General features: G+C 76.1%; 6 protein-coding genes. 1 reads left to right on the top strand and 5 read right to left on the bottom strand.

Annotated features, from left to right (window positions below; translation table 11 throughout):
* Nucleotides 1–337 (top strand): GreA/GreB family elongation factor (locus tag ACTUAL_RS20030; RefSeq protein ID WP_440901323.1); only part of this gene is annotated, 337 nt, incomplete at its 5' end.
* Between the two features lie 62 nt (nucleotides 338–399).
* Here ACTUAL_RS20030 and ACTUAL_RS20025 read toward each other — a convergent pair.
* The 5 genes from ACTUAL_RS20025 to ACTUAL_RS20005 form a co-directional block, all read right to left on the bottom strand.
* A complete protein-coding gene (locus ACTUAL_RS20025; RefSeq protein WP_096494638.1) occupies nucleotides 400–579 on the bottom strand; it encodes a hypothetical protein in 180 nt (59 codons plus the stop codon).
* Nucleotides 572–1,324 carry an SRPBCC family protein gene (locus ACTUAL_RS20020; protein WP_096494640.1) on the bottom strand — a complete coding sequence of 251 codons (753 nt, stop codon included), beginning with the start codon at nucleotides 1,322–1,324 and terminating at the stop codon, nucleotides 572–574. The genes ACTUAL_RS20025 and ACTUAL_RS20020 overlap by 8 nt, the downstream gene beginning before the upstream one ends.
* On the bottom strand, nucleotides 1,309–2,568 hold the full coding sequence (locus tag ACTUAL_RS20015) for a cytochrome P450 (RefSeq protein ID WP_440901322.1): 1,260 nt from the start codon (nucleotides 2,566–2,568) through the stop codon (nucleotides 1,309–1,311). The genes ACTUAL_RS20020 and ACTUAL_RS20015 overlap by 16 nt, the downstream gene beginning before the upstream one ends.
* Complete coding sequence (locus tag ACTUAL_RS20010; protein WP_096494644.1) at nucleotides 2,565–2,786, bottom strand: MbtH family protein; 222 nt, start codon at nucleotides 2,784–2,786, stop codon at nucleotides 2,565–2,567. The genes ACTUAL_RS20015 and ACTUAL_RS20010 overlap by 4 nt, the downstream gene beginning before the upstream one ends.
* A 68-nt stretch (nucleotides 2,787–2,854) precedes the next feature.
* Nucleotides 2,855–5,620, bottom strand: a 2,766-nt coding sequence (locus ACTUAL_RS20005) for an amino acid adenylation domain-containing protein (RefSeq protein ID WP_440901321.1), incomplete at its 5' end; no start/stop codon positions are given.

The raw sequence follows: 5,620 nt of genomic DNA, 5'->3' as shown, positions 1-5,620 counted from the left end.
GCGCGAGGAGCGGATCCGGGAGGTCCAGGACCTGCTCAACCACGCCGTGATCGGCGAGGACCCGCCGGACGACGGCGTGGCCGAGCCGGGCATGGTGCTGAAGGTGCGCTACGACGACTTCGACGACACCGAGACGTTCCTGCTGGGGATGCGCGCGGTGGAGCACGGCGACCTGGAGGTGTACTCGCCGGAGTCGCCGCTGGGGGCCGCGCTGACCGGGGCGCGCCCCGGCGAGCGCCGCGACTACCGGGCGCCGAACGGGGCCACGATCCGGGTGACCCTGATCGCGGCGGTGCCGTACGGCAGGCACCGGCCCTCGGGCGCGCCGGGCTCCTGAGACGCCGGGGGTTCCGCGCGCACGCCCGGCACGCACGTCCGGCGCGCGCGCGGAACCCTCGGTCACCGCGCGGTCGCCCCGTGCTGCGCCGCCAGCTTCTCCAGGAGCACAGGCAGCCGCTTCACCACGCTCTCCTTGATCCGCGCCGTCCGCACCACCCCGCTGCCGTGGTCGGTCACGGTCAGCTCGTACCCGCCGCCGACCTCGACCAGCTCGGCCGAGTACACCACCCGGTCAGCCACGGACCTCACCCCCGGCGTGCTCCGGCAGGCCGTCCAGCCACGCCTGCCACCGCCGCGCCTCGGCCTCGCCGTCGACGCCCGGCGCGAACAGGTGGTGCGCCACCCAGGTCGGCCACCGCCAGCGGTCGCCGCCGAAGAACCGGTAGAGCCCGTCGGGGGTGCGGACCCCGATGAAGTCCTCGTCCCGGTAGTCCAGCACCCCCTCCAGCGGCTCCAGCCCCACCGGCGCCAACCGGACCGGGCAGCCCGCCACGTCCCGGCGCGCCAGTCCGAGCGCGTCCGCGACGATCCCCAGCTGCCCCGTCCCGACCCGCTCCCGCGCCGCCCGCACGTAGGTCGCGGGCCGCCCGTCGAAGTGCCCCAGGTACTCGGCGAGGCTGTGGTGGTAGAACCCGGCGTACCGCGCCGCCGCGTCCCCCCGCGCCTCCCAGCCCTCGTCCGGCTCGCCCTCGTGCACCCAGTGGATGCCCGCGCGCAGCCGCACGCCCCCGCCCACCCCGTCGAGCCGGTAGCTCAGGGTGGTGGAGAACCCGTTCCCGTCCCCGGCGCGGCAGGCGAACCGGTGCGGCGGCTCCCACTCGACCACCTCGGCGCCGCCGCGCGACACCGCGCCGCCGACGCCCGGTTCGACCTCCATGGGGTACAGCCACCCCAGGTTCCCGGCTCCGGTGGCGATCGCCCGCCACACCCGCTCGGGCGGGTGCGCCAGCTCCTGCTCCTCGGTGATGGTCAGCTCACGGGGCACGGCGTTCCTCTCGACGGCGACGACAGCGGGGCGTCCCAGCGGACCACGGGGAGGGCGACGAGCTTGCGCTGCAACGGGTTCCGGTGCCACTCCAGCCCGTCCCCCCGCAGCCGCAGCCCCGGCGAGGCGCGCACCAGCGACCCGATCGCCAGCTCCACCTCCAGCCGGGCCAGCGACGCGCCCAGGCAGAAGTGCGGCCCGTGCCCGAACGCCAGGCTCCCCCGCCCGGACCGGGTGAGGTCGAACAGGTCGGGGTCGGCGTGCCGCCGGGGGTCGCGGTTGGCCGAGGCGAGCCCCAGGTAGGCGATGTCCCCCTCCCGCAGCAGCTGCCCGCCCAGTTCGAGGTCGGCCGCGAGCACGCGGGTGATGACCTGGGTGGGCGAGTCGTAGCGGGCGCACTCGTCCACCGCCCGGCCCACCAGGTCGGGCCGGGCGCGCAGCAGCGCGAGCTGCTCGGGGTGGCGCAGCAGCGCGAGCACCCCGTTGCCGATCAGGTGCGTGGTGGTCTCGTCCCCGGCCGTGATGATCACGTAGCAGGTGGACAGCAGCTCCTCCTCGGTGAGCCGGTCGTCCTCGGCCTGCGCCGCGACGAGCGCGCTGACCACGTCCTGCCCCGGCTGCTCCCGCCGCCGCGCGGCCAGCCACGACAGGTACTCGTGGAACTCGCCGACGACCTGCTCGGACCGCGCGACGTCGGCGAGCAGGTCCCGCAGCACCGCGAACCAGCCGTGCACGCGCGGCCGGTCGGCCTCGGGCACGGCGAACAGCTCGCAGATCACCGCGCTCGCCAGCGGCATCGCCAGGTCCCCGACCACGTCCAGCTCGGGCCCGGCCCCGTCGAGCAGCCCGTCGACCACCCGCTGCACGTCCCCGCGCAGCCGCGCCACCCGCCGGGCGGTGAACCCCCGGCTGACCAGCCGCCGCAACCGCGAGTGCTCGGGCGCGTCGGTGTTGGACATGACCCGCCCCAGCCGGGCGGTGAGCCTGCTCAGCTCCCGCACCACCGGGCTGCCCGAGCCCAGCGCCGCGGTCATCCGGTCGCGGTCGCTGGACATCCTCGGGTCGGCCAGGGCCGCCTCGACGTCGGCGCACCTGCTGATCAGCCACGCCCCGCGCACCCGGTGCACGGGGGCGCGCTCGCGCATCACCGCGTAGAACGGGTACGGGTCGGCGCGGAACCCCGGCCCCGCCATCTCCTCGGCGGGGTCGAACGGCAGGGCCGGGGCGGCGACACCGCTGGTCACGTGCCGGACCGCCCCTCCATGGCCTCGACCAGGCTGCGCGGGCGCAGGTCGGTCCAGTTGCGCTCGACGTACTCCAGGCACGCCTCGCGGGTGTCCTCGGGGTGCGCGATCGCCCACCCGGCGGGCACCTCGGCGAACACGGGCCACAGCGAGTGCTGCCCCTCGTCGTTGACGAGCACGAGGTAGCGGCCCTCGGGGTCCTCGAACGGATTGGTCACGGCGGTTCCTCCTGATCGGTGCTGGGTTCCAGTCGGTGGTGCTGGGTTCTAGCCGGTGGTGCTGGGTTCTAGCCGGTGGTGCCGCCGGGCCCGCCGTCCCCGACGGCCCGTCCCCCGGCCACGGCGTCGAGCGCCGCAGCCACGACGGGCCCGATCTGGGCCAGCGAACCCGGCTGGGTCATGCGGTCGTGCCGGGCGCCGATGTCGTGCGAGTGGACGCGCCCGGTGACGTAGGGCCGCCAGTGGTCCGGGGTCGCGGTGTCGCCGCCCCGGTCGACGGTGGAGTTGAACAGCAGCAGGTCGCCCTCGAAGCGCCCCGGCCGGTGCTCCAGCGCGAGCCGCCCGTTGTTGATCATGATCTCGACGACGGCCGCCACCTGCCGCTCGTCCAGCCCCGCGAGCGCGCTCCCCCGCTCCCGCAGCACCCGCACCACGTCGTCCCGGCTCATCGGCCCCTCGTCCACCTCGTCGGGCGCGCAGTCGAGGATGCCGACCAGCACGTCCCGCTCCGACGGGACCGGCGAGCGCTCGAAGAACTCGACGTCGACCACGGGGTAGGCGTCGAGGATCGCCAGCAGCTCCGTGCGCTCCCCCGCCTCCTGCAGCTCGCACGCCACCGCGTGCGCGATCAACCCGCCCGCCGACCACCCGAGCAGCCGGTACGGCCCGCTCGGCTGGATCTTGCGGATCTGGTCGGCGTAGTCGCGCGCCATCTCCTCGTACGACGAAGGCAGCGGCTCCACCCGCCCGAGCCCGCGCGCCTGGAGCGCGTACACCGGCTGGTCGGCCGGGAGGTGGCTGAGCAGCCCGCTGTAGCACCAGCTGATCCCGCCGCCGGGGTGCACGCAGAACAGCGGGGCCCCTGCCCCGGCCGCGCGCAGCGGCAGCAGCACGTCCAGCGCGTTGTCCGGGTCGCCCACGTCCAGGTGCGCGGCCAGCGCGGCGGGTGTGGGGGACTCGAACAGCGTGCGCAGGCCCAGCGGCACCCCGAGCACGTCGCGCACCATCGCCACCAGCCGCGCGGCCAGCAGCGAGTGCCCGCCCAGCTCGAAGAAGCCCTCGTCCACGTGCACCCGCTCGCGCCCCAGCACCCCGGCGAACAGCTCGCACAGCAGCTGCTCGTGCGGGGTCCTCGGCATCAGCCCCGCACCCCGCACCGGCAGCTCCGGCGCGGGCAGCGCGGCCCGGTCGAGCTTGCCGTTGGGGGTCAGCGGCAGCGCGTCGAGCACCACGAACGCCGACGGCACCGCGTACTCCGGCACCTGCCCGCGCAACGGCTCCGCCAGCGCGCCGGGGTCGACCACCGCACCGGGCGCGGGGACCAGGTACGCGACCAGGCAGGGGTGCCCCGGCCGGTCCTCGCGCACCACGACGGTCGCGCGGGCCACCTCGGGCAGCCGCTCCAGCGCGGTCTCCACCTCGCCCAGCTCGATCCGGAACCCGCGCAGCTTCACCTGCCCGTCCGCGCGCCCGACGAACTCCAGCTCCCCGCCGGGCAGCCGCCGCACCAGGTCCCCGGTGCGGTACATCCGGGAACCGGGCGCGCCGAACGGGTCGGCCACGAACCGCTCGGCGGTGCGACCGGGCGCGCCCACGTAGCCCCTGGCCAGCCCGGAGCCCGCGATGTGCAGCTCGCCCACCACGCCGGGCGGCGCCAGCCGCAGCCCCCGGTCCAGCACCCGCAGGCAGGTGCCGCGCGTGGGCCCGCCGATCGGCACCGGTCGCGCAGGGTCCGGCGTGGTGGTCACCCGGTGGTGGGTGGAGTACACCGTGGTCTCGGTCGGCCCGTAGGCGTTGACCACCGTGACGCCGGGGCAGGCCCGCAGCACCTGGGCGACCGCGCCGGGCGCGACCGCCTCACCGGCGGTGATCAGCTCGCGCACGTGGGCGAACGTCTCGGGCCGCTCGTCGACGAGCAGGCTGAGCAGCGAGTACGGCAGCACCAGCGCGGTGACCCGCTGCCGGGTGATCACCTCGTGCAGCACGGCCGGGTCGAACTCGCCGGGCGGGGTGACGACGACGCACCCGCCGGACAGCAGCGGGACCCACAGCTCGTAGGTGGACAGGTCGAACGCGACGGGCGCGTGCAGCAGCACCCGCTCGTGCGCCCCGCCCCGCCACACCGGGTCGAGCGCCAGCTCCACGACGTCCCGGTGGGTGACGCCGACGCCCTTGGGCGTGCCGGTGGACCCGGAGGTGTACATGACGTACGCGAGCTGTTCGGGGTGGCCCACGCCGGCCGGGACGGCGGGGGCGGGGGTCTCTGGCGCGGTGGCCTCCGGCTCGGCGGCCTCCAGCTCGGCGAGGACCTCCGGGGTGAGCACGGTCGTCGCGCCGCTGCCCCGCAGGATCAGCTCCACGCGGGCGGTCGGGTAGCGCGGGTCGAGCGGTACGTACGCCCCGCCCGCCTTGAGCACCGCCAGCAGCGCCACGACCAGCTCGGGCGAGCGCTCCAGCAGCACCGCCACCCGCGTCTCGCGCCCCACGCCCCGCCCGGTCAGCGCGGCGGCGAGCCGGTCGGCGCGGGCGTCCAGCCCGGCGTAGGTCAGCTCGGCGTCGCCGTGGACGACGGCGACCGCGTCCGGGGTGCGCCGGGCCTGCTCCGCGAACAGTCCGGCGAGGTCCCCGGCGGGCGGTTCGACGGGCGCGCCGCCCAGCTCCAGCAGCCGGTCCCGCTCGGCCGGGCCCAGCAGGTCGGCGCGCTGGAACGGGGCGTCCGGGTCGGCGGTGACGGCGTCTAGCAGCCGCGCGAAGCGGTCGAGGAGCGCCGCGACGGTGTCCCGGTAGAACAGGTCGGTGGCGTACTCGACCGCCCCGAACAGCCCGTCCGGCTC

The organism is Actinosynnema sp., from assembly GCF_052038725.1.
This window is presented reverse-complemented; position numbering and strand designations above follow the sequence as displayed.